The sequence below is a fragment of the Bacteroidota bacterium genome (assembly GCA_016718825.1).
GTDB lineage: Bacteria > Bacteroidota > Bacteroidia > J057 > JADKCL01 > JADKCL01.
The window spans coordinates 12,275-35,696 of record JADKCL010000015.1; the positions used below are offsets into that span (position 1 = coordinate 12,275).

Annotated in this window: 26 protein-coding genes; 12 read left to right on the forward strand and 14 right to left on the reverse strand. The window is 52.0% G+C overall.

The features are described from left to right. Window positions 1–54: 54 nt before the first annotated feature. The 6 genes from IPN95_17675 to IPN95_17700 form a co-directional block, all read right to left on the reverse strand. Window positions 55–1,170, reverse strand: coding sequence for a hypothetical protein (locus tag IPN95_17675; GenBank protein ID MBK9451199.1), 1,116 nt, complete (start codon window positions 1,168–1,170; stop codon window positions 55–57). Window positions 1,171–1,736: 566 nt separating this feature from the next. After that, window positions 1,737–2,414 carry a hypothetical protein gene (locus IPN95_17680; protein ID MBK9451200.1) on the reverse strand — a complete coding sequence of 226 codons (678 nt, stop codon included), beginning with the start codon at window positions 2,412–2,414 and terminating at the stop codon, window positions 1,737–1,739. A 139-nt stretch (window positions 2,415–2,553) separates the two neighbouring features. Continuing rightward, a complete protein-coding gene (gene mnmE / locus IPN95_17685; GenBank protein ID MBK9451201.1) occupies window positions 2,554–4,077 on the reverse strand; it encodes a tRNA uridine-5-carboxymethylaminomethyl(34) synthesis GTPase MnmE in 1,524 nt (507 codons plus the stop codon). Then, window positions 4,034–4,750 (reverse strand): DUF4412 domain-containing protein, encoded by a 717-nt coding sequence (locus IPN95_17690; GenBank protein MBK9451202.1) that lies wholly within the window; start codon window positions 4,748–4,750, stop codon window positions 4,034–4,036. The genes mnmE and IPN95_17690 overlap by 44 nt, the downstream gene beginning before the upstream one ends. 188 nt (window positions 4,751–4,938) lie before the next feature. After that, window positions 4,939–5,610, reverse strand: coding sequence for a DUF4412 domain-containing protein (locus tag IPN95_17695; GenBank protein ID MBK9451203.1), 672 nt, complete (start codon window positions 5,608–5,610; stop codon window positions 4,939–4,941). Between the two features lie 94 nt (window positions 5,611–5,704). Then, window positions 5,705–6,085 (reverse strand): diacylglycerol kinase family protein, encoded by a 381-nt coding sequence (locus IPN95_17700; protein ID MBK9451204.1) that lies wholly within the window; start codon window positions 6,083–6,085, stop codon window positions 5,705–5,707. A 110-nt stretch (window positions 6,086–6,195) separates the two neighbouring features. On the opposite strand from IPN95_17700, the gene IPN95_17705 reads away from it, so the two are divergent. Then, window positions 6,196–6,693: a tail fiber protein gene (locus IPN95_17705; protein MBK9451205.1), complete on the forward strand. Its 498-nt coding sequence runs from the start codon at window positions 6,196–6,198 to the stop codon at window positions 6,691–6,693. 487 nt (window positions 6,694–7,180) lie between these two features. Here IPN95_17705 and IPN95_17710 read toward each other — a convergent pair whose 3' ends face one another. Beyond that, window positions 7,181–8,737 (reverse strand): lipopolysaccharide biosynthesis protein, encoded by a 1,557-nt coding sequence (locus IPN95_17710; protein MBK9451206.1) that lies wholly within the window; start codon window positions 8,735–8,737, stop codon window positions 7,181–7,183. Between the two features lie 112 nt (window positions 8,738–8,849). On the opposite strand from IPN95_17710, the gene IPN95_17715 reads away from it, so the two are divergent. Together IPN95_17715 and IPN95_17720 are read left to right on the forward strand one after the other, a co-directional pair. Next, entirely contained in the window at window positions 8,850–10,916 is a 2,067-nt protein-coding gene (locus tag IPN95_17715; GenBank protein MBK9451207.1) for a hypothetical protein, read from the forward strand. 54 nt (window positions 10,917–10,970) lie between these two features. After that, window positions 10,971–12,002: a hypothetical protein gene (locus tag IPN95_17720; GenBank protein ID MBK9451208.1), complete on the forward strand. Its 1,032-nt coding sequence runs from the start codon at window positions 10,971–10,973 to the stop codon at window positions 12,000–12,002. Between the two features lies 1 nt (window position 12,003). Here the strand turns inward: IPN95_17720 and IPN95_17725 are convergent, their stop codons facing one another. From IPN95_17725 to IPN95_17750, 6 genes are all read right to left on the reverse strand, one after another. Continuing rightward, window positions 12,004–12,363 (reverse strand): hypothetical protein, encoded by a 360-nt coding sequence (locus tag IPN95_17725; GenBank protein MBK9451209.1) that lies wholly within the window; start codon window positions 12,361–12,363, stop codon window positions 12,004–12,006. 342 nt (window positions 12,364–12,705) lie between these two features. Continuing rightward, window positions 12,706–13,686, reverse strand: coding sequence for a hypothetical protein (locus IPN95_17730; protein MBK9451210.1), 981 nt, complete (start codon window positions 13,684–13,686; stop codon window positions 12,706–12,708). Further along, a complete protein-coding gene (locus IPN95_17735) occupies window positions 13,679–14,410 on the reverse strand; it encodes a DUF2071 domain-containing protein (protein ID MBK9451211.1) in 732 nt (243 codons plus the stop codon). The genes IPN95_17730 and IPN95_17735 overlap by 8 nt, the downstream gene beginning before the upstream one ends. Beyond that, window positions 14,407–15,159 (reverse strand): hypothetical protein, encoded by a 753-nt coding sequence (locus tag IPN95_17740; GenBank protein MBK9451212.1) that lies wholly within the window; start codon window positions 15,157–15,159, stop codon window positions 14,407–14,409. Before IPN95_17740 ends, IPN95_17735 begins: the two co-directional genes overlap by 4 nt. Window positions 15,160–15,235: 76 nt before the next feature. Then, window positions 15,236–15,742, reverse strand: coding sequence for an ArsR family transcriptional regulator (locus tag IPN95_17745; protein ID MBK9451213.1), 507 nt, complete (start codon window positions 15,740–15,742; stop codon window positions 15,236–15,238). 259 nt (window positions 15,743–16,001) lie between these two features. After that, complete coding sequence (locus IPN95_17750) at window positions 16,002–17,126, reverse strand: glycerate kinase (GenBank protein MBK9451214.1); 1,125 nt, start codon at window positions 17,124–17,126, stop codon at window positions 16,002–16,004. A 164-nt stretch (window positions 17,127–17,290) separates the two neighbouring features. On the opposite strand from IPN95_17750, the gene IPN95_17755 reads away from it, so the two are divergent. The 5 genes from IPN95_17755 (at window position 17,291) to IPN95_17775 (ending at window position 19,758) form a co-directional block, all read left to right on the forward strand. Then, the gene (locus IPN95_17755; GenBank protein ID MBK9451215.1) at window positions 17,291–17,590 is read left to right on the forward strand and encodes a DUF1311 domain-containing protein; all 300 of its coding nucleotides are present in this window, start codon (window positions 17,291–17,293) and stop codon (window positions 17,588–17,590) included. A gap of 4 nt (window positions 17,591–17,594) precedes the next feature. Continuing rightward, window positions 17,595–18,053: a hypothetical protein gene (locus IPN95_17760; GenBank protein ID MBK9451216.1), complete on the forward strand. Its 459-nt coding sequence runs from the start codon at window positions 17,595–17,597 to the stop codon at window positions 18,051–18,053. 44 nt (window positions 18,054–18,097) lie between these two features. Next, window positions 18,098–18,421, forward strand: coding sequence for a hypothetical protein (locus IPN95_17765; protein MBK9451217.1), 324 nt, complete (start codon window positions 18,098–18,100; stop codon window positions 18,419–18,421). Window positions 18,422–18,604: 183 nt separating this feature from the next. After that, window positions 18,605–19,324, forward strand: coding sequence for a methyltransferase domain-containing protein (locus tag IPN95_17770; protein ID MBK9451218.1), 720 nt, complete (start codon window positions 18,605–18,607; stop codon window positions 19,322–19,324). A gap of 5 nt (window positions 19,325–19,329) precedes the next feature. Beyond that, complete coding sequence (locus IPN95_17775) at window positions 19,330–19,758, forward strand: hypothetical protein (GenBank protein ID MBK9451219.1); 429 nt, start codon at window positions 19,330–19,332, stop codon at window positions 19,756–19,758. A gap of 3 nt (window positions 19,759–19,761) precedes the next feature. Here the strand turns inward: IPN95_17775 and IPN95_17780 are convergent, their stop codons facing one another. Continuing rightward, on the reverse strand, window positions 19,762–20,349 hold the full coding sequence (locus IPN95_17780) for a hypothetical protein (protein MBK9451220.1): 588 nt from the start codon (window positions 20,347–20,349) through the stop codon (window positions 19,762–19,764). Window positions 20,350–20,600: 251 nt separating this feature from the next. On the opposite strand from IPN95_17780, the gene IPN95_17785 reads away from it, so the two are divergent. From IPN95_17785 to coaD, 4 genes are all read left to right on the forward strand, one after another. Then, window positions 20,601–21,437 carry a DUF3822 family protein gene (locus tag IPN95_17785; protein MBK9451221.1) on the forward strand — a complete coding sequence of 279 codons (837 nt, stop codon included), beginning with the start codon at window positions 20,601–20,603 and terminating at the stop codon, window positions 21,435–21,437. 154 nt (window positions 21,438–21,591) lie between these two features. Beyond that, a complete protein-coding gene (gene rsmD, locus IPN95_17790; GenBank protein MBK9451222.1) occupies window positions 21,592–22,131 on the forward strand; it encodes a 16S rRNA (guanine(966)-N(2))-methyltransferase RsmD in 540 nt (179 codons plus the stop codon). Continuing rightward, the gene (locus IPN95_17795; GenBank protein ID MBK9451223.1) at window positions 22,128–22,568 is read left to right on the forward strand and encodes a hypothetical protein; all 441 of its coding nucleotides are present in this window, start codon (window positions 22,128–22,130) and stop codon (window positions 22,566–22,568) included. The genes rsmD and IPN95_17795 overlap by 4 nt, the downstream gene beginning before the upstream one ends. Window positions 22,569–22,933: 365 nt before the next feature. Beyond that, the gene (coaD, locus tag IPN95_17800) at window positions 22,934–23,422 is read left to right on the forward strand and encodes a pantetheine-phosphate adenylyltransferase (protein ID MBK9451224.1); all 489 of its coding nucleotides are present in this window, start codon (window positions 22,934–22,936) and stop codon (window positions 23,420–23,422) included.

Below are 23,422 nucleotides of genomic sequence, written 5' to 3' on the forward strand. Positions count from 1 at the left end.
CGTTAATTCAATCCGGTCCTCTAACCCGCCAAAGCCCTGAAAGGGCGCAATCCCCTAGGGCGGGGTGCAGCCCTGCCGTACACGAGCCCGTTGATCAACCCGTAAATCCACCCACCTACCAACCCGTCGACACCATAAACGGCCATTCCCCCGCACCCGACCACGATCCGCAGCCCTCATGCGTCCATTGGCCAAAACCACCTCACCCAAAACCCGCAGCCCACACGCAAATGGCAGCCGCACCCAGTGCCGGCCACGTTTTTCGCTGACTTCAACACCCAAAAAGGCCAGCACCGTCGCCTCCGATCCCAACCCGCGCTGCCAATCCCGCAAACCGCAAATGTCCAATTCCAGCCCATCGGCAGCATCAAGAGCGCACCAATCCGAACAAACACCGCAGCCTTTCCCATCCGAAGGGCTGATCAATTGCAGCCAAAACCGGGCACGGATGGCGCCCTTTGCTGTCGACACGCCTTCCGACACCACCGAACGAAAATTCTCCACCAAAAGGGGAGAGGCATCCGTGGAAGCGGTACCAAAATGATCCACATATTCCGCCTCAAAACCTTGGTACAAACCCTTCGCGAATTGCGCATTCCACGCTTTGTCCTTTGCCGAACCTTCATACCGTTGCGCGGGCCCACGGTGAGGCGCAAACTGCATCCCCAGATCATAATGCCCGTCACGTCGGGGCATCGCACCAAGCCGCCATTGCGCATCCACGCCATTCCGATACGGCGCCAATACCCGCCGCAACGACAACAATTCGCCAGACAAATTGAGTTTTCCCTTTCCAAGTGCCAATGAGAAAGCCTTCGAATCCAACCCTGTTTCACAGCCATTCAAGTCCGCCGCCATTCCAAAACGCAGACCTTCCAACTCCGCCCAATCCCAATGAAAACTGCCTTCCCGCGCCAGCCCCAAACAGGCCGAAACCCATTCATTGTAAGCCGATTCCCCACCCAACCGCCGCATTGGCGCAGGCATTCCACGCCACGCAACTGCCGCATCCGCCGAGACGCGCCCAAACAACCGCGAAGCCGCCAAAGCACCCGCCTCGCGACGGTCCCGACGGTCCACCATACGCGCTAACGGCTTCCCATCGTCCACATAGCCGTTCAAATTCGCACAAGTACCCAGAAAAATTGCCTTTGTTCGCTGCCTGCCCATGATTTTGGTCTTTGAACCAAATTAAAGATTCCCCGAAAAAAAAGCAAGACCCCTGCAAATCAACCTGCTCTGTACTTGCTGTCTACCCGCCGAATCCCGCTGTCTTCTTAGGACCTTCCCCGCAACCCGCCTTCGTCAATCGGCGAGGTTTTACACCGATTCGAGAGAAGTGGGCGCCCGACGACAAGGATATGCGTTTGGAATGATAAATTCAATGTTAGAAGGCTTTCACCTATAGTTACTCTCCAAATCTAAGGTCCCCGATCAAAAGCCTAGCTCGGTAGTCGGTCAAAAAACCAAGCGATGACTACAAAGCGAAAACCCAAATTTCACCACCCATCATGTAGCCCCCTCCCCAATAGCGAAGCGATGGGGAGGGTCGGGGAGAGGCCAACGCAACGCAGACGAATACGATTGATGGATCGCCAATCACTCCGATGGCCAAATTCCCACGTTTAGAAATAGATAGCCTTGCGACGCGCACCCGTTTCCCGCAATGCGATCCCCATCCTATTTCGACGGTTGATGTTCATTGAAATGCCCTCCCTCGCCCAGCCACTCCCGCTTCAACTTCGTTTTCGCGATGAAGGCCCGTTGCTCGTCTTCCGTGGCATAGTCAATGACGAATTGGTGTCCTCCGTTGTCATATTAAGTGTACGACCTTTGGTCTTCAGTTCGCAGTGAGATAGGAAAACCGCTGGAAAAGGAGTCGTCGATATACCCGACCTGTTGCAATTCCTATGATTTTGGAACACCATTGACAACAAAGTCGATCCATTCGTATTGCGATCGTCCACCCGGAAGCACGCACGGCTCGAATATTCAATCTCCCCATGGGTAATGGCCCCCATACGTTGCATGAATGTGATGTATTCTTCACTCGGGTCAATGAATTCAAGGTCATACCAAATACAGTCGTTGGTAAAATATTCCCTTGTACCTTCCTTGGTCCATCCCAAATAATAGTAAAGCTCCTCATAAGGATTCGCAACAAACAAGTCCTCCGGATGGGCTCCAGCTTCACCCGATTCCAGGGCACTGGTCAAGATATCCTGAGGAGTAATCCCCGGATTGAGTCGGTAGCCAAGGTCCTCAAAAACATCGAGTTGTTGCTGAAATGAAGGGTTTTCGTTCTTGCTGGAATTGTTTTTCGGTGGATGATTGTCGGAACAAGCATTGCCCGATAATAGCAACAAGATCAAAATGACCTGCAAGGTGGAATTCATGGAAGAGATTGACCGCATGATGTTCCGAAGGTATTGATTTTTAGACAATTTCCGTTTCGTGGGGCTATTTTTCGTCTCGAGAAATGGGCCAAGTGCGGGAAAAATTCTCGCCGGGGCAAATGTTCGAAACGCATGCGGCGGGAGGTCCGCTGCGTCGTTACTTCCCGATGCAAAACTTCCCAAAAATATTCCCCAAGATCTCGTCCGTGGAAATTTCGCCCGTAATGCTGCCCATATGATACAATGCAGCGCGAATATCAATGGACACCAAATCCCCGCTCATGCCGATACCCATCGCTTCCCGCGCCGAAATGAGGCTCTCATAGGTTTGCCGCAAAGCATGCAAATGCCGCGCATTCGAGATGATCGTCGCCTCCGGATTGTGGCTCCCTTCCCAATAACTCCGCACAGACGCCACCATCGCCTCCTTCAACAAATCCACCTGAAACCCAGTCTTCGCACTAATCCGCAAAACATCCACAGCCGCAATATCATCTTTACCCTCCAAGCCACTCATTTCACCACCCGCACGAGAATTCACCCCCCCAATGTGATTCTGCAAATTCTGCTTCTGGAAATCCTGCAAATTCTGTAAATTCTGATCCAGAAACTGATCGGCCTTATTCGCCACCCTCAGGATATGCGTACTCTCCGGCAATCCCAGCGCGGATATTGCGGTCTCCACATCGCCGGGTCCTTCCTCTGCCGGATCAAACAAATAGAGCACCAGACTTGCCTTTTGCGCCAGACCAATGCTGCGTTGCACGCCTTCGGCCTCAATTTCGTCGACCGTCTCCCGAATTCCCGCGGTGTCTTGCAGTCGAAATTCGATGCCGTCGATGACGAGCCTTTCCTCGATCATGTCGCGCGTCGTGCCTGCGGTGGCGCTCACGATGGCGCGGTTGTCTTGCAGCAGCTGATTCAGGAGGGTGGATTTGCCGGCATTCGGTTTGCCAACGATGGTCGTGGGAACGCCTTCGCGCACCGCATTCCCGAAACTGAAACTCCGGATCAGGCCCGCAATACGGTGCAGCATTTCGCCAAGCAATTGGTCAAACTGCAAGCGGTCCGCGAATTCGACATCCTCCTCCGCGAAGTCCAATTCCAGTTCCAGCAGCGAAGTGAAATCAAGCAGGCGTCCGCGGAGGGTTTGCAATTCCCGGGAAATGCCACCACGCATTTGGTGCATGGCGAGGGCATGGTTTTGGGCATTGCTGCTCGCAATCAGGTCCGCGACCGCCTCCGCCTGCGCGAGGTCCATGGCCCCGTTGAGGTAGGCGCGCTGTGTAAATTCGCCGGCGGTGGCCAAGCGTGCCCCGTTGGAAAGCAAGGTGCCGAGGGCCTCCCGCAAGATGAAGGGGCTCCCGTGGAAGGAGATTTCGACGACGTCCTCGCGGGTAAAGGAACGCGGCGCGCGAAAGACGGTCAGCAGCACTTCATCGAGCGTCTTCTCATTCGCCAGGAACTGCCCGAAATGCAACGTATATCCCTTGGCCTCCGCAATATTTTTACTGAAGACGCGGTCCGCAATCGAAATGGCATCAGGACCGGACAAGCGAATCATGCCGATCGCACCCAAGCCCTGTGGTGTGGAAATCGCGACGATGGTGTCAGTCATATCCTGCGAATGAATGGTGTCATTGACGTTTTTTTTGCCGTTCGTTGCGCCTCCTTGCGGCATTGTGGCCCCGATGGCTCGGAAAATCCCCGGCCTTGTATTGCGCATACGTCATCGGAATGCAGAAATCCACCACACCGAGGTCATACAAATCACGGCGGGCAGGGGTGAAAAAGACCGTATCAGCAACATAATGGGCGACAATGGCACCCAGATGATCTTCGATCTCCAGCGGAAACCCGTCGATGCCATAATAGGAGAAACTGGAATTGCCCGGGCTCGCCTTCAACGCCGGCGTGACCCAAAGGTCAACATAGCCGCGTTCATCGCGAAAGCGCACATGTTTGCAGGAGTATCCCAAAATGTCCTTGCGCTCGATGAATTCCTCCATCTCAAAGCTCATCTCGGGCAAGTATTCCGCCAATTCGGTCGTTTGCAAGCGCACGCCATAATAATCCTCATGTTCTTGATGCAAAAGCACCCCGCGGCCGCTGTCGCCATCGTAAATCAGGGTAGTGCCCAAAATGGTGTCAAGGCTCACCTCAAAATAGGATTTGTTGCCTTCCACGACCATGATAGCAATGGCAGTGCTCATGATCTCGTTCACGTCTTGCGTGGAACGCGGCGAATAGAATTCGATGCCATAAGCAACACCAAAATCCTGCACCGGCTGCCCAAACAGACGGCAAGCAGCGAGGAAGAACAACAAAATCAAGCACCTACGCATCAGTTTCATGGGCGGATGTCCATCGGGGAGTCAATGTCGTTGAGCTGGAATATTGGAGTTGCCCCGAGCAAGCCGAAAGTCTATGTAACTCTCCATTCTCCATTAGCTTCGCTGAACCCTTCGCGTTTACTTTGTTGAACCCTTCTCAATTCTCCATTCTCGATTCTCCAAACAACTTTCACCTCACTTTCCACTTTTCACTTCTGAAAGTCTTTCATCATCTCTTCCTGCGACTTGACTTCATACCCCGCCGGAATCGCCGTGGAAAACAGCTTGGCATCGGGCTTCTCCAAATTGACTTTGGTGGCCGTCATTTTCATTTTCATCCCGTCTTGGTTCATGTCCATTTCGAGCGGAAAACCTTCGACATTTTTGAAGGAAAAGTCTGTTGCAGTGGTACTCGGTTTGATTTTGGCCGTGCACCACATATGCATTTCTTCGCCCGTTTTGTTTTTGACGATATACTCTTCGCATTTGTAGCCGGCGATGGTTTTGGTTTTGCCCGTTTTGGTGCTTGTCGCTGCGTAGTCTTCCTTCATTTTGGTCGGATCGTCTTCGGGAATCATCGCCATTTTCTTGCCGGCCATGTCCATGAAGACCACACTCTTTTTGGTGGTTTCATCCGAAATCGCGACGGTGCGCATCATCGCGTTCATGGTCATGTCCACACGGCTTTTTTTGCCGAGGAACGAAATGCTCATCTTGGCACCGCTCATCATCATCTTCGCCATCGGATCCATGTCGGAGCCGTTGAGGTCGATTTTGTAGTCGATTTTACAATCCGAAACGGCCTGTGCGTTCATGTTGGTGAAGGCGAAGGCGACGAATGCGAGGGCCAACAGGCCCATGGAAAGAGATCTTTTCAACATTGTATTCATTTTTTTCAACTGCAAAATTACGGAGAAATCCCCGAAGCTGTTTGTCAGCCCATCCCGGAACAACTCCTTGGGCTGACAAACGGCATCACGAGCAAACCCAGTGCCAAACCTTCGGCCCTAAGACCATCAAAGCAATGGCCACAGCCCCTAAGGAAGCCAACAAAACCGCGCCCGCCGCGACATCCTTTGCCTTGCCCGCCAGTTCATGCCGTTCGGGGGAGGCGAGGTCCACGACAAATTCGATGGCCGTGTTGATGGCCTCCGCTACCCAAACCATCGTGATGGCCACGGTGAGCAAGGCCCATTCCCCGAGGCTCACTTCCAACAAAAAGCCAGCAACGATGACCAAAACGGTCGCCACCAGATGAATCTTCGCATGTGCCTGCGTCAGAAACAAGGTTGCGATGCCCTTGAAGGCATACCCAAAGCTCCGCACACGCGTTCGGAAGTACTGTTGCACACTCATGACGGGAAGATACGGAAGGAATGGAAAATGGAGAATGAAAAATGGAGAATGAAAAGGGAATAAGTCCATTCTCAATTCTCAATTCTCAATTCTCCATTAGATTTGTGTTCATGGATGGAATCGTCGGAATGATCAAATTGTCGCTGCACCCCGCCGCACCGGATGGATGGCTGCTGTGTGATGGAGCAATGCTGGAAATCAATGCCTTCCCCGAATTGTTTGCGATAACAGGCAAGAAATTTGGTGGCGACGAAGGGCATTTCGCGCTTCCCGACATGCGGGGCGAACAGGCGCATCACCTGATCAAAGCCAAGCCAAGCCCTGCCGATGCGGGTTACCAAGGCCTTGTTTCGCAGATGGTGTTATGGCCCGGCGAAGAAATTCCGGAGAATTGGCTTCCCTGTGATGGCCGTCCGATTGTGGGTGCAGACTACCCCATTCTGCAAAAAGTCGCCGCCCAAGGTATGCCCGGCGGACTCCCCGAAGCCTTTCACCTACCCAAAAACGAATCCAAGCCCGGTCTCAGGTTCATCATCTGCATGCACGGCCAAGACCCATTGGTGGCGATGGCCCCACCCTCCGCACAAAACGACGACGACGATTATTGAGCCCGTGGCCTCCGGCCACAGGGCTATCGACAGCACGCCTCTGGCGGAATTTCATGCAATTGTCGATGTCGCGCTGATTTAAGCCCAAAGGACGCCCCGATCGCAGGAACGTCACCGGTTCGCAAAGGCAGAAAAATCGCAAAGTACACAGATGTTTGGACATCAACTTCCTAACAAATAACGATCCATTCGATGGCCTTTTGAATAGGCGGCCCCTTCGGGGCGCAAACTGCGGGGGGGGACGTCTTGCACCCGAGGCTCCCACCTCGGGCTACCGATAGACGGCCCATTCTGGGCGGGAAGGCGATGTTCATAAAGTACACATTTACAGGCGATTGAAGTCGAACTCTAAAGTGGTTCCAAAGTGCCGCAAAGGGAGAAAAACCGCAAAGCTCTCAACTCTCAACTCTCAACTCTCCACTCTCAACATCTCAGCACAAAGCTGAAACTCTGAACTCTCAACAGACCACTTTTCGTTTTTCACTTTTCACTTTTCACTTTTCCCTTCCTCCACTTCTTTCCAACTAATCGGAAAAAACCGCTCCACAGCGTAGCTGATGCCTAAAGCGAGAATACAAACCAGCAACTTGTTGAAAAACAGTGCGCTGAAGATTTCCGAACGTCCCATGGCGGCCGCGATGAAGTAGGCGCCTACAAAAATCGCGGTATGTACCAGTATCCTGCCCATTTTGTACGGGATGTAATAGTACTTCTGCCCCGAAAAATAGACCATCGCGGTGAGCAGCGCGTAGCAAATGATCATCGCAAAAGCTGCCCCCATGTAGCCCCAAAGCGGAATCATGATCCAAAACAGCAGGATCATTGACACCACGCCAATTCCGGAGAAGAGGATGCCGAAGCGCACTTGTTTGGTCAGTTTGTACCAAATCGTGAGATTCGTGTAGGCGCCCCAGAGGACCGCCCCGAAGAGCAAGGGTGCCACCACGGCCAGCCCTTTCCAGTATTTTTCGTCGATGAGTTGGAAGCCCAAGATCTTGATCGAGACAAATTCGTAGGCGAATGTGCTGATCAACAGGAAGGTAGCCAACGATGCCAACATGAAGTAGTGGAAGACCTTCGCAAAGACCACACGCCCCTTCTTCTGGCTCGCATGCCGGAAGAAAAACGGTTCGGCAGCGTACCGAAAGGCCTGTGTCACCAGCAGAATGAACACGGCAAGCTTCTTATTCGCTGAAAAAACACCGGCCATTTCCTCGCCATTGAGCAATTCGCCGCGGTAGGGCGTGGGATTCTCCGTCCAGAGACGGGTGATGAAATTGACGTCACTGTTTTGGTTGATCATCCCGAACAGCCCCGCCAACATGATGTAGAGGCCAAATCCGGCCATGCTCCGCATCAGTTGTTTGTCCACTTCCCACTTTTGCGGCAGCAATTCGATCCCCGCGAATTTGCTGGCGATCTTGCCTTTGCCTTGCAAATGCTTCATAAACGGCATCGAAATCAGCAGCAGCACGCCAAATTTGATGGCCGAGGCGATCAGGTTGGCGAGGAAGACGTATTCGGCGGAGGTTTCTTTGAGTCCGAGAATGAAAAACAGGTTGAGGGCGATGGTAATGAAGATGTTGAACAAGCTCAGCGAGGCGAAGACAATCGGCCGTTCGTCGTACCGCAGTTTGGCCATCGGGAGGGAGGTAATCACATCAAAAAAGGTGATCCAGACCACCATCATCACCAAATCGGGTCGGTCCGCATAGCCGAGCATCGATCCGAAAGGCTTGACGCCCAGGCTGAAGAACAGAACAAACAACAATCCCAGTCCTGTGACAAAGATGAGTGACTGCGAATACGGTTTCTGATTGGTTTTGTCGTCATTGGAATACCGGAAGAAGGCCGTTTCCATTCCGAAGGTCAAAATCACCAGGAAATAGGTCACAAAGGAGTAAAGGTCATTGAAAATGCCATATTCGCCGACCTCCATCTTGGCGGTAAACAGCGGTGTGAGCCCCCAAACCGCGATGCGGCCGATGATGGAACTCAAGCCATAAATCGCTGTCTGACTCGCAAGTTTTCGAATGACACTCATTGCTCGGGCAAATATCCACAAAAATCGTGAAGCCTTTCCCCGTTCTCCCCGCCGCATCCTTAGACTGCCAACTACAATGGACGTTTCTGGAGTTTTGCACTAAATTTGTCCCATGATCCGCCTCAAAACCTGCCGCTTGCTTTGGATGGCCTTGCCGTTACTCGTTTGTTCGGTTTGGGCGAATGTCCATGCGCAAGCGAATCTCAATCCCGCAGTTGCAGGTGGATTCAGCATCCGTACGCAAGAGATTGTGCCCGATTTGGAACGGAATGGCTTGCATGGAATGGGGATTGTCTATCAGGTCGTTGCACCGGATGCCCGCCCCGAAAGGTTGCTGCAGATTTGGGGGCTTTCTTGCCGCTTGGAGGATGAAAACGGCTATCCGTTGACCGCGACGCAGGGCACTTCCTCGTATGCAAAAGCAGGCTATTGTGTCGACAGTCTCCTCCTGACTGGAAAATCCTGGGAAAAGGCCACCAAGGCAGACACGCTTTTCTATCCTTATTTTGCATTGGGTACTGAAGCTGGAAAGCAGCGGCTCGTGGCGCGTTTGGCCTTGTTTGACCTCGTGAACAATGCAAAAGTCGCCTCAGTTTCCACACCGTTGGCCATGATCAACAAGCCGCCCATGCGCATGGTGCGCCTGCAGATGGAGCGCATGCAAGCCAAACCCGTCAATGCCGATGGCGAAACCTGGGACTATAAATTCTTCAACCCCAAGGACGTCTTTCCCGACTTGCAATGGACCTTGAGGCGCGGCTCCGAATGGGTATTCGAAGGCGAAAAGCAGAAAAACGATACCTTTTACCTCGGCAACGTGGAAGATCGCAGTCCTTGGATCTTCATTTCGCAGGGGGACAAATTGCAGCTTCAGGTGATCGATTTCGATATTTTGGGCGCTTCGGATCAGATCGGAACCCAGGAAATCGACGTGGAGGAACGGCGCTATGCCGCCGGAGTCGCCTTTGACTTTAGGTTTGGGCAGGTGCATTCGGCGAAGGTCATCATTGATGCGGTTTTGCCTCCCAAAGTGGTCATTTCCAGCTTGGAACTTGTCGAGGAAGACAGCAACCAAGGCGTTTCCGGGATGCGGCTGCGCTTGAATTATGACCAGGAAATCCGGAGTCGTGACTGCGAATACCACCTTGGATTGGCCTATGTCACGCCCAACGGCGTTTATCCAGTGCAAACAATGCGCATTTTGGGCCCCGGTGCAGTTCCCAATGGCGATGGAACCGTCCTCCTGACCGCCACCCGCAGCCCGCTCGAATTGTTTGTGCCCAACTACGCTTTGGCCGCTTTTCCGGCAGCGACGAAACAAAGAATGCGGTTGGTTTTGTTGACCAAAATCGACGGACAAATGATGGTCGTGGGGAACCAAGACCGCCAAATTGCCAACGAGCGCGCTGACATTCAGGACATGACCTTCGGCCAATGGAAATTCGGGCTCGAAGACCTGGAAGGGGAGGGCGGCATTCGGATGTCACTCGACTACAGTCTGCCGGCTGGTTATTTTCAAGGCTTGCCCGAATATTCCGAGATCACCTTGGTGCCGTCCATGAAGGCACCTTGGGGGGACGTTTACCACATGAATTTCGTGTTCATGGGCAGCGAAAAGGCAAATTGGCTCAATGGGAAGCTGATCTTGAACGAAAAGAATCGCCAAGGCACCTTGGATATTTTCATGCCTTATCGAAACTGTTTTCCTGCCGCAGGCAAAGGCAAATTCGCGGTTTCGTATCGTTGCTTTTTGTATCTGGACGGCGAATTCATCGATTTGGGCAAAAAAGGCATGGATGCGGCGATTGAACTGCCCAGTTTAAAAGTCCTGCATTTTTCAGTCCGCGAGGCAGCCGTCAGCCGCCGGAAATGGTTGCTTTCCGATCCCAATCTTTACTGGGTGCTCAAAGTCGGCAACACCGAGGTTTTCCGTTCGCCCACCAAAACAAGCACCCGTGATGCCAAATGGCAAGATGAGATTGAAAAGCGAATGGTCACGGCTCCCACCGACAAGTTAACGGTGGAGGTGATTCACAAAGGCGTCGCCGGCGAACCCGACAAAGTCGTCGAGTCCTGGCAAGTATTGGCCTCCGAAATGCCCGACAAGCCCAAGGGCAATACCCGTTTGGATCCCAAAGCCCTCCGGAAATTGGTGATTCATTCTTGGTGGGACGAGTAAACACCGAATGGGCACATTCCCGAAAACCTGATTAACTTTCTCGAAATTTAGAAGATGAAGCCATTCCAGTATCGATATTTTGGCCTGATTTTCATTGTGTTGTGGACCTGCTTGCCGCATATCGGCGCGGCCCAGGATCTCAACGACCCCGCCATCGTACTCAAAATCATGGACAAATCCGATGTCGCCTACCAGGTGATGGCGGATCCGACCTTTCAAGCCCCGATTCCCGAACGTGGCGAACGAATTTTTCCTGGTTTTTACCAAGAAATGACCGACGACGGACCATCGGTGGCTTCCTACGAATTCGATTCGATCACAGAACCCTTGCATTCGGAGGCAGAGAAGCTTTTTGCCGCTGCCAAGTATGCGGAAGCAAGAGGAAAATACCTGGAAATCCATGAATTGCGCCCCGATATCGGTTTGGTGCTCACCTACATTGGGCAGACGCACGAAGCAGAACAGAACTATTCGGAGGCTGTAAAATGGTACAGAAGGGCCATTTCGGTGAATTTCCACGATTATATGGCCCATTGGTTTTTGGCGGATGACCTCACCAAACTCAAACGACTGGACGAAGCTGCCAAGGAAATTTCGATCGCGTGGGTCCTCAACCGTACCCATGAGGGCATTCAAACGGCACTGATTCGGATATTTAAGGAAGCGAAACTGAAATGGGACGGCTTCGAATTCATCCCGCAATACAGCCTCAAAGAAAAGGACGACAAGATTGAAATCCGTTTTCAGGAGGATTGGATGATGTATGCGTTTTGCAAGGCCCTCTGGCGCTTCGAGCCCGATTATCACCGCGAACTCGGCGGCGGCCGGTCGGAATTCAACATCGATGAGGAAAAGGAATGTTTGTTGAACCTCGCGATCGGCTACGAGCGCGTGAATAAAGGCAAACAAGGGAAGGATGCAACGATCGATGCCTTGATTCGCGCGATCACGGAAAAGCAGATCAATGCCTTTATTTTCATGGAAATATGGCTTCCCCGCGAACCTGTGATCGCCTACACACAAAGTGAAGGAGCCATTTTGGAACTGGCCAATTACGTGCTGAAAGTACGGGGAAGGAAAAAATAGGTCAGTTTAACCGCACACGAACAAAACCACCACAAAGGCTGCAAGTCCCTTCGATATGGGGTTCGCCATGGACCGTGAGGTACATCGGGTTGTAAAGGCCCATGCCTTTGTTGCAGTGATAGCAAACGATTTTGTTGAGCCTTGCCTCGCGGCGATGACCGGTGATCGAAGCAACAAGGTTACGAACACCCTGCATCAGGTGGTGCAAAACCATGGGAAAGCGCACGAGCACCAAGTAGGCGACAAGCAGCGCAGCGGCAGTCATAAACAGCGAAAACAACGCTGTTTGCATCCCGATAGGGAGATTAGCCTGCTGAAAACCAAGACTTTGACCAATTGTAGCGTAGAGCGGTGTAGGCATAATGATCCTTTATTCGGACAAAAACCTTGAAGGTCTTTACCGAAGATACGGATTTAACCCACGATTGGCTGAGTTGTTGGAGATAAATCATAAAAATCTATCCACAGCCAACATGAGGCGTCGGCGTCCCGCCGAAACGCCGACGCTGCAGCCAGCTTCCAGCTGAATGATTCCTACCCCGGTATGCTTCCCAAAGGTCCACATGAACACTGCGATATTTCTCAACCGAAAAATCAAACCCAGCTTTCCAATGCAAAGCCAGCTGAAGTTCCCCAGTGATGTCTGTGACCAAAGAGTGGTTCAGCGCGTAAAGAACGGCACCATCCGGACCAAATCCGTCAATCACTCCACAGCAACATGCAGCAATTGCCGCTCAGAAGGCTGCGCATCCGCTTCAACGAACTCCGTCCCCCTGGCTTCCGCCTCCCAAAACGGCCATGTCGAATGCGGCTTTCTCCCCAAAAGCGCTTCCGTGGCGGCAGCGTCCCCGACATTGTCTTGAAACAGCAGCTTGAATTGCTCCAAGTTGATGAGATTCGGGAACCAAACCCCCACAAAATGCGCGACAAAGGATTCCATGATTTCGCGGGACACCTCAATCAGCCGGATTTTCCGATCCTGCGCCGTGGCCATGCGTTCAAGCAGCTCCCCAAAGCGGATGCTTTCCGGTCCGACGACGTCAATGATGCCTTGCATTTCCGGATTCAATGCCGCCCGCAAGGCTGCCTCACCCACATCCGCGCCCATCACGGGCTGCACGCGCGTAAGCGGGAAGCCTGTGGGAACGAGCATTTTACCCAATCCGAAACGGGCAATCGTGAGCAACTTCCGCAGCTTTTGAGAAAGCATGGTGTCCGGGGTGCAGACGATGCTCGGCCGCAAAACCACCGTTTCGGATTCGTCGAGAAGCAAGGAATCGGCTTGACCTTTGGTACGCAAAAAATCCGACGAACTGCTGGAATCGGCTCCAATGGCACTGATTTGCACGATCCGCGGTTGGCCGAGCGCCGACCGGTGATTCAAAATTTCGGCCGTCACACCCCCGTGGATGCGTTCAAACGGCATTTCCTTCGATTCGGCAATGGCGCCGATCGCATTGATCACGACGTCGATGTTGCCGATCGCAGGCCAGTTTCCTGTAAGCGGATCGAATTGAACCCAATTTTCATTGGGAAATACTTCGCCTTTCCAGCGTTCGCGGCTGCCACAGATGATGGTAGTCGATCCGCCATGGGCAGCAAACGCCTTCCGAATTTCCAGTCCGATTTTGCCGGAGGCGCCGATCAACAGCACGGTTGACATGGATTTTTGCAGATTAGACATAAGACAGCGCAGGTTGCAGGATAGGCGTTGAAGGACGGAGAATTTGAACCGTTTCCGCGGGAAGCCATTCATAGTGAATCGATTCGGTGACCCGAAAGGCGCCTTCCAAGCGTGCGGATTCGAAGAAATTGGTTGCAAAACGGTTGACATTCATCGGCTGCAGCGGCCATTTCTCCCGAACGATCTGTGTTTTATGCAATGCATTGCCTTCCATTGCCCAAGAACGGTCAATCGCGCCGATTTTGGTTTGGAGCTCCAAGATATTTGCCGAAGGGGTAAGATTGGGTCCACAAAGGTCATATTCAAGGAAATGATCGCCGCAGTCCAGACGCAGTCCGGCAGGGTAATTGGTCAATTTGGCTTGCTGAAGCCTGAAATTCGCCAAAAGATTGCCCGCCCAGATCAAATACGGACGGTCGGTGAAGGAATCGAGGAAATAGACGCCTTTGTCTTGGTGTTCGGTATTCCAATCCGCATCATTGACCAGAACCCGGAAACCAATGTGCTGATAATTAAAGGTGAATGGAAGCCATGCCGACTTTGCGCGCATGTTCCGCAGGTTGACATCCACCATACTGATCAGCACGCGTCCCTGCTGCAGGCGTGGTCGAATCGGCTCCGGAATGCGGTCGGCAACCTCGCGGGCTTCGACGGAAAAATTGATGAGGTAGATGTCGTGCAATTCGCCTTGGAACTGCATGCCTTTATTTTTGACGGTTTTCATGACCAATAGATAAGGGGTTGAACAAACGGCAGGAAAGCGACGGCTCCCCATGCGGTGATTTGAAGCGAAAGCAACCACGTGAGCGTCCATGCCTGCGAAATGCCCAGGGAATGAACACGCAGAAAATGCGCGCGGGCCATCATCATGCTGCTGATCAGCACCGTAGCTGCAAATAGGGTAGCGGACATCGGGCCGGCCACCAAGACGATCAAACTCGTGACCGCGAGCGGCATCGTTCCCTTCCACATCACCGTGGCCATGTGGCTGAGGTAATCCAGCGACGAATTTCCCCTTGCTGAAAGGGCGAAAAGCGCTTGCAGCAACCATCCGGGACCGGCAACGATCAGCATCGCCAATCCGCCTTGCCAAAAGACCCAATCGGTTTTGGAGCGGGCAATCGCAGCACCGAATGCAAACGTTGCGAGGACCGAAATCACGGTCGCCATCGTGAAATAGGAGATGCGAAAGTGCATGGGCATCGTCCCTTCGACGGCCGTTTGTTTCCACGGCTTGGAATTGGAGGCGAAAAAATGACCGTTCCAATGGATCGTGCCCCAAGCGCAGTCATACATCGCACGGAAAAGCGTGAAGCGCAGCAATCCGCCGAGCCAATTTTGTGCTGCAATGTGGTCAGCTGCAGGACTATGCGCGCCGGTGCAGGTGGCGCATTGTTTCGGATGGGCGGTAAACGGGTGGCTGAGCGGGCATTCCGCTGCGGGGTTGGTGGAGGGTGTGCTGAGCGTTTTCATCATCAGTAGCTTTAGTATGTCTCAATATTTTCAAAGTTTCAATAATAAATGAAACAAATGGACAAAAAAAAGGGGCTCATCCCATGAGTTTCATGACGGCCCTGAAAAACCAATTCCGGTCACTTTTGGTCATTTTTTCGGTGACGGCGTCGAGCTTGCCCACGAAGTCTTGAATCCGGGAAATGGTTTCCTTGAATTCGAGCAATTCTTCGTCGTCTTTGTGCCCTTTGACTTGGCTGACTTCGTCCAATACACGGAGAATGGGTTCCAATTCGCGCTTTTTACGTTCAGCCGTGACACGGCGGGCAACTTCCCAGATGTCCTTTTCGGCAACGAAAAACTCCTTGCGTTCGCCGGCTTTGAGTTCGCGGCGCACCAAACCCCAATCGATGAGGGCGCGCAAGTTCATGTTGGCATTGCCGCGAGAAATCTGCAGTCCGGCCATGATGTCCTCGGCGCAGAGCGGCTTTTTGGTGATGAGCAACAGGGAATGAATCTGCGCCATGGTGCGGTTGATACCCCAAGAGGTACCCAACGAGCCCCAGCTCTGCACAAATTTCTCTTTTGCCTCTTCCAGATTCATGGTTGCAAATATAGTGTCATGTTTCATATTTTCAATAACAATTGAAAGTTTATTTTTGTTTCGGGTTCGCCACTTCGCTCCGCGCTGCGCAGGCATCGGCAAATGTTCTGTAGCCCTAAGGCGAGACGCCTCGAGCTCCTCGCCGAAACGCCGATGCTGAAAGGCCCTGCGCCCGGCTTGCGATGCGCATACGTTCCTCCCCCTGATTCCGAAATCAGTTCAAGCAACGAAAGACTTTTCACTAATCACTATTCACTTTTCACTCAATCCGCGGCGCAAGCTCCCGCAACAATTCCTCGGTCCTGAGCGCGAGCTCCTTGGCACTGTCCACCGGCAAGCCTGCCTCCTCGCTGCCCATCAGCGCACCTGAAAGCGTGATCCCCTCCCGGATTTGCAGGTCCGGCCGTAGGCTGATGCGTCCGCAAACGGCCAAGACGGGTTTGTTTTGATGTTGCGCTTGCCTTGCCACGGCAATTGCAGCCTTGCCTTGCAGGCTTTGTTCGTCGAGATGGCCTTCACCTGTGATCACCAAATCAGCCGTTGCAATGGCCTCGGGAATCTTGAGCGCGTCCAGTACAAAATCCGAACCGCGCGCAAGTTTTGCACCGAGAAATGCCATGCAAGCCATGGCGGCGCCGCCTGCCGCTCCCATCCCGGGCGTCTTGGCAACGACTGCATATTGTGCCTCTACCAAGTTGGCAAAATGATTCAGATTCGTCTCGAGAAGCGGCAATTGTTCTGAAGAAATGCCCTTTTGCGCTGCAAACATGGCCGCGCCCTCTGCACCCAACAACGGATTGTCGACGTCATGCAATACAATGAATGCAGTTTTGACTAGCGCTGCATGGCGGTTCCGGGCGTTGATGAATTCGATTTTGGGGAGGTTGCCGCCGATAGGGGAGAGGTGCCCGTTGAATTCGTCTTGGAATATGATGCCAAGTGCATGGGCGATGCCGATTCCGCAGTCGATCGTAGCCGAACCGCCGAGTCCAAGGACAATCCGGCTGCATTTCCGCGTGAGGGCATGGACGATCAATTGGCCGGTGCCGATCGTGCTTGTGCGGAAGGCATTGATTTCGTGGGGTTCCAAGCGTTGCAAGCCAGAGGCTTCGGCCAGATTGATGAAAGCGGTGGTGCCGTCGGCACTGATGCCGTATTGGCAGGAAACATAGCGCAGAAGCGGGTCTGAGGCACGTGCCTGAATGAAACTGCCGCCGCTTGCGGCTGTCAATACCTCCGCGGTGCCTTCCCCGCCATCGGCGACGGGCAGCAGCTGCACCGTCCAATCGGGGTTGTAGCGGGCGACACCTGCCGCCATTGCAGCAGCGGCTTCGGCTGCAGTCAGGCTTCCTCTAAATTTATCCGGCGCAATCAATACCTTCATGGCATCAATTTACGTCCCTGCCGCCAAATGAAAAGACATTCTTGGTTGCAATGGCTATATTTGCCGCAAATTCTGAGCGAAATGAAGAAATTTTGGGGTTCGTTGATGTTTTGCCTACTCTTGGGAGCCCGGTTTTTGCACAGAATTCGGAGAATCCCTGCGAAATGGAGCAGAATCAACACAACATGAACCTTTGCGCGCAGCAGGAATACGCCAAGGCCGACGCCGAACTCAACAAAACATGGAAGCAACTTTTGTTGTTGTTGGATGAGAAGCAAAAGGCAACGCTTCGGGAAATGGAAAAGGCGTGGATCAAATTGCGTGACCAACACTGCGAATTGCAATCTTCCGTTTGGGAAGGTGGCTCGATGCAGCCGATGATCCAATTTGGTTGCCTGCGTGAGTTCACGGAGCAGCGCATCCAACAACTTCAAGATTTGGTCGAAACATTCAGTGAAAATTGAGTTTATGCGATCCTTCACCTTTAATCGGCCCATTATTCTGCTTTTTCTCCTGCCCATGATGGTGCTCGTCACCATGTTTTGTTGGGGACTCACCGTGGAATTCAGGTTGAGTTTGTTGATCATGCTCCTGGTAACAGCGAGTTTGACGGGGCTTCTTTTTTACTACAGCCTCTTGCGGAGGCTGAAACTTGGCGAAGGAAAGGCTGTCTGGACCACGCCGATGCTTCGCCGCGAAATTCAGCTGCAGGAAATCCGCCATTACGGCGTTGTCAAGTTCCGCCGTTTCAAGTTTGCTTACCTCTCGCGCGCAGCGGAAGTTCCATTCCAGAATCCGGAGGCTCCCGTCGTGAGCGATGAGGACACCTTTATTATACAATACCGGCCGGGTGCCTGGCAATACATGCAAGGTTTGATCAAAGCTTTGCACCCCAGCTTGGAACCCGAATCCTTCGTCCGACAATGAATTTACGTCCCTGTTTTGTGCATTTATTTGATTAACAAGGTTTTATGAAGCCACTTTCAATAGTTCTGTCCATCAACATTGCATTTTTTGCCATCTGGGGACTGTTTTTTGGGTTGATGATCAATCGTCCCGAATTGATTCCCTTGTTCACCTCGATTCAGGCCGCATTCAACCTGTTGGGTGCTGGTGTATTTTACCTCGACCGTAAAAAGGAGATTACAAAGGCTTTCCTGATCGGCGTTGTGGTCGTGATTGCCGTGACGGCTGGCGGCTACCTGATCTTGAACAAATACCGCCATTTGATCGGTTTGGAGGAGGGATTCACCGTCCAAATCGAGCAACCCGCGGCACCCGAAAATTTGGGCTGATTTTTTTTTCAAACCTCCTGTATCTTTTTTCAGCGGCGGCGTTATGCCTTCGGAAATTAGGTTTCCTGACGGGTGATTTATGCCCGTACCTTAAAATTTCCTGTCTGAATCTTAGCGGTTTCAGCAGCCCGGGGTCTGAAAGCTCCGGGCTTATCTTTTGGGGCGAATGCGTACTTTTGCAAAATGGCATTTCCAGCATGGCTTCCCCTTGGGCTCGGAATCAAGGACTATTTCGAAAGCGGTGAGCGCACCCAAATCAAGGTACACACGATCGACGGGGAGACGACGCCCTATCCTGCCGAGTTGTTTTTCCGTGATTATGAGGACTTTGGGATCTTTGACGAGCTCGCGTGCTTCTATGCGCGCGGGCGGGTACTCGACGTAGGCGCAGGCGCGGGATGCATCAGCCGATTCCTTCAAGGGATGGAATTGGAGGTGACGGCGATTGAAATTTCGCCGGATGCAGTAGAAGTCATGCGAAAGCTGGGGGTCAAAGATGCACGCGTCGGAGATTTTTTTGACCTGAAGGGCGAACAATGGGACACCATTCTGCTGTTGATGAACGGCATTGGATTTGTCGGCAACCTCGACGGACTGGACCGATTTCTGGCCCATTGCAAGCTCCTGCTCAAGCCGGGTGGACAGATCTTGTTTGATTCCTCCGATCTAGCCGAAGCCGACTTGGATGGAACCGACTACACGGGAGAAGAAAGCACCTACGAAGGCGAAGTTTGGTACCAATTGGAATACAAGGGCATCAAAGGAGCGCCTTATTATTGGTTGTACATCGACCAAATGACGCTGCAAGAGCATGCTGAAGCGGCGGGTTTCGAATTTTTGCTGATCGAAGAAGCTGAAGACGGCTATTACCTCGGGCGGCTAAGCTTAGCGCCAAAACCCTGAATCTGATGGAAATTCAAGCAATTGCAAATTTGTTTTCCGCCTTGCGCGACGGTGAAATCCAAGACCTTCGGATGGAGGATCAAAACTTGCAATTCCGCGTTCACCTTCCCCAATTGGCCGCGCTCAGGGGCGAGGGTTTTCAGTATTTTCTTTGCGCCTTTCAAGGGCTCAAGGCATTGAGCTTTCAGCCTTTTCGCAATGAGAGCACAGAAATCAAGGATTTGAATCAGATCAACAAGCTGCAAATTCAGATCGTGCGTGCAGAAGTAGGAGAGGGGAATTGGATTCGGGTGATGTGTAGCCACAAGGGGAGCCAATCCGGTGCAAGGTTGAGTCTTCAGGGAGCATCCATGTCGGTTTGGGACGAGACGTTTGATGCCGTTTCGGCGGCTGACCTATCGATTTTGCGCGGGAAATCCCTCAGCAAACCTTAGCCATTAAAACGTGTAGAAAATGCTGATTCCAGTGAGTCCAATGCTGTAATCGCGTGGCCCATTGCCAAAATCGACTTCCTTGGTCTGCCGCATCAAACTCCAATTAAACCGAAAAAGGTAGTTGCTCCCCCGTGTGCGCAGGCTCAGTTCGGCAACGGCACCGGGATTGAAGAAAAACGTGCGTGGCCCACCCGTGGAGGTGAAATAAGAAGCTGATCCGCCAATTCCGGCCCCGATCCCGAATTTTTGTTCATTAAAAGGTGTCGCTCCTGCGCCCAGGCGCGCGAGCATGTACGCGGGAACGCTTCCCAGAAACGTCAATCCGGAATAGCTGCTCAACTGAAAACAAAGATTTGCATTCGGATTGATCCCCAGACTCACCACATCATTGGAATGTGCCAGGACGTAGTTCATGCCGGCACCGACGCCATAGACGTAGGCGAGCGAGGGTACGGGGGAGCCAACTTGGCTGAAACCAACAAATTGATAGGTAATTCCGCCATGAAAGGTAGCCTTTTCAGCGAATTGGCTTTTGCCCAACGTGGCCAAAAACAGCAGCAAAGAGAAAAGGACAACTATTTTCTTACTCATCAGAAGAGGCGTTTTGGATCGCTAAAACTAGGGATTTTGCCCAACAAATGAAACCTTCATCACTTGGTGTAGAGGGTTTACCCTCGATTCTGTTGCAAATTCCATGCCTTGCAAGGGACGCCGCTGTTTTAAGCGGAATTAATTTAATCCTCTCAAAATGAATTCTTTATCAGATTCTTGCATTTTCTGGAAGCTTCCCTTGCAAATCCATCTTTTTCTTTATTTTTACGCCGTACCCCTACCAGGTTCCTGTGAGCAATATCTATTCGGCATATCAGCATCAAAGTTCTGCCTTCCAACCCGAGAAGTTGAAGCAGTATCGACTGCGCATCGTTTATCGGCCGGATCTGTTGTTGTATGCAGTGCTTTCCGAAGAGAACAAGTTGCTCGCTGTCAAGGAATACCGCTCCAAGGTGCCAATGTCCTTCCCGGAAATTTTTGACCAGGTATATGCGCAGGACTACTTCCTGAAAGAAGACTATCGCGCGGTCGAAATGGTCAACAGTTCGTTGGAGTTTTCGTTGATCCCGACGGTCTTTTTCAAACCGCAGCAAGTCAGGGAATTGGCAGGTGCATTGATCAAGGAAAATGCTGATTTGGACCATCTCGAATACCGCGACATGGAGCATTCAGGGGCGACGGCGATCTACACGGTGCCGTTTCCAATGAAGCAGAAATGTGATCATTTTTTCCCGGACCTTCAGTATCAGCCTTTTTGCTATCTGATGGTCAACATGGGCCTTGAAATGGTCGCGCAGCACCCCAACTTGTTGTTGCTCCACATTTTTGAAAAGCAATTTGTCATTACAGCCTTCAAAGACGGCATACTGCAGCTTTGTAATGCCTATGACTATGAAGGTGTAACCGACATGGTTTATTTCCTGCAACTTGTCATGGAGATTCTCAAATATGAAACCGTGGGCACCAAGGTGCTCCTCAGCGGCGAATTTGAAGAAGACAGTGAAATTTTCAGGCAGTTGAAAAAGTTCGTTCCTGTTGCCGAAATCCCAAAAAAGGAATTTCAAGACCGATTCGAAACCAAGGGGGACAAACTTCCCGTCTGGAAATACGCCTTTTTGAGCTGGTGACAATCAATGAATCGTGGATGATGGAAAATGGATCTTTTCGTGCGACGCTCAATTTCTCCATTCAAATTCTGAACTGCTAACTGCTAATTTCTAACTGCTCACTCCTAGGCCAGCTTTTCACTATTCACTTATAACTTATCACTTTTCACTTCCCGTGAGAATCGTCGCCGGCAAATACCGTGGTCGTATGATCCGTCCTCCCAAGGGGCTGCCGGTCAGACCGACGACCGATCAGGCCAAGGAGGCCTTGTTTAACATCCTTTCGCATCGGTTGGATTTTTCCGAGATTTCGGTGCTCGATTGTTTTGCAGGAACGGGGAACATGAGCTACGAATTCCTCAGTCGAGGGGTGAAAAAGCTCGTGGCAGTGGATGCTGATGCCAAATGTGTGCAATTCATTCAGTCCACATTCCGTGAATTGGGTGCTGCGGATATGCGTGCGATGAAGATGCCTGTTGAAAAGTTCTTTCAAGGAAAGCCGGAGGCATTTGATTTGATTTTTATGGATCCGCCTTATGCCATGGCAGGTCAAGAGGCCTTGATTGCAGGGATCTTACACAGCGAATGGTTGGCCTCCGACGGCCTGCTCATTCTCGAGCATGCGAGCACCAATCAGTTTGATAGTTTGGCAGAATTCGTGGAATTGCGTAAATACGGCGGTAGTTCGTTTAGTTTTTTTGAAAAATGTCAATGAAAATTTCAGCAAAGGCAACAGTTGCATCAATCTTGGTAGTCATGGCAATGATGGTCATTGCCTGCGGACCTGCAGAACAGAAACCACCAGTGAAGTCCAAGTCCGACCTTGCCGAGGAACGCAAAACCCCACAAATCACATGGCGAGACATCGCCTATATCGATACGATTCAAGCCGGGGACACCATTGTGCGGGACTATATTTTCTACAACACAGGCTGGAAACCCGTTGTGATCAAACATGCCATACCCAACCGCCCCGAATGCACCTGCCGCATTCCGAGCAAGGAAATTCTGATTGGCGATCAAGACACGGTACAACTCCGCTGCTTCTTCAAGGACTATGAACCACGCGCTACGGTCGAAATCATCGTGGAACACAACACCCCTCAGCCATCGCCCGTGCTGGTCTTCATGGGCACGATGCTCGAGGACTAAGCTCATTTTCAGTCACTCTGTTTTTAGACGGGGCAAAATCTTTACCGAAAAAGTCTTTCCGGCTGTTACCGCATTGGATTGGTGAAGTCAGGAAACCTATTTTCGTTCTTCTTAGAATTTCTTCTTAATCAAGAGAAGACTCCCGGTCCCTCTGAATGCTCTAATTTTTTGCGCCTAGAGCTTTTGGAATGGTCCGGGAGTTTCTATTTTGGTCCGGCAAAGTCATGGAATTCCGCGTTGCCAACCCTATCAGCACACGGTGTTTGGGTTGGCAAACGCTACCCACACGCCCCTTGACAAAATGAATTTTCCCAATTCCCGCGTGTGACTGTCCACTGCTAGCTGCTAACTGCTATCTTAGCCCCATGCGAAAGGCAATATTTCCCGGCTCATTTGATCCGCCCACCTTGGGTCATACCGAAATCGTAATGCGTGCAACCGCATTGTTTGACGAAGTGATCGTTGCAATTGGCACAAACAGCGCCAAATCCACCTATTTTACCTTGGAGGAGCGACTCGAAATGTTGCGCGTCAGCTTTGCCCACCTCCCCACCGTGCGGATTGAAGCCTATGGCAATCTCACCGTCGACTTCGCGCGCTCGCAAGGGGCGCGCTTCCTGTTACGCGGCCTGCGAACGGGACAGGATTTGGACTATGAGCGACCCATTGCTTTGATCAACAGGCACATGGATGTGCATTTGGAAACGGTGTTTTTCATCACCTCCGGCGAACACAGCCATATTTCCTCGACGCTTGTGCGTGAAGTCATTCGCTATGGACGGGATGCGACGGGATTGGTGCCGGGCGTGATTTTGCCGATCATCCACAACAAGCAAAAGGCTGCGAATACTTGA